Annotated in this window: 1 protein-coding gene; it reads right to left on the bottom strand. The window is 64.5% G+C overall.

The genetic code is table 11. The annotated features are described in order from the left end of the window. Window positions 1-668 (bottom strand): ferredoxin--NADP reductase (locus tag AB6806_RS28955; protein WP_370956371.1); only part of this gene is annotated, 668 nt, incomplete at both ends.

Raw genomic sequence — 668 nt, 5'->3', positions numbered from 1 at the left:
TATTTCTCGACGAAGGCCTTTTCGATGACGTAGTCGCCGGCCTCGCCGTGATTGCCTTCCTCAAGGCCGCGCTCGGCGAAGATCGTCTTGAGGTCGGCCAGCATCTGCGGCGAGCCGCAGAGCATGAAGCGGTCGCCCTCGGGGTCGAAGCCGGGCTGGCCGATATCGCTGTAGAGCTGACCCGAGGTCATCAGGTCGGTGATGCGGCCGCGGTTGCGGAAGGGCTCGCGCGTCACCGTCGGGTAATAGACGAGCTGCTCGCGGATCATCTCGCCGAGGAACTCGTCCTGCGGCAGATGCTGGGTGATGCGCTCGCCATAGGCCAGCTCCGCCACCTGGCGGCAGCCATGGACCAGCACGACCTTCTCATAGCGCTCATAGGTCTCGGGGTCGCGGATCAGCGACAGGAACGGCGCCAGCCCGGTGCCGGTGCCGAGCAGGAAGAGCCGCTTGCCGTCCTTGAGGTTGTCGAGCACCAGCGTGCCCGTCGCCTTCTTGCCGACGATGATGGGATCGCCGACCTTGAGGTTCTGCAAACGCGAGGTCAGTGGGCCGTCCGCCACCTTGATCGAGAAGAACTCCAGCGTCTCGTCATAGTTCGTGCTGGCGACGCTGTAGGCCCGCAGCAAGGGCTTCTCGCCGACCTTCAGCCCGATCATCGTGAACTG

The organism is Allobosea sp. RCC_152_1 (assembly GCF_041360765.1).
Taxonomy (GTDB): Bacteria; Pseudomonadota; Alphaproteobacteria; order Rhizobiales; family Beijerinckiaceae; genus Allobosea; species Allobosea spartocytisi.
Note: the sequence above shows the minus strand (reverse complement) of the source record. Positions and strands in the feature narration are given on the sequence as shown.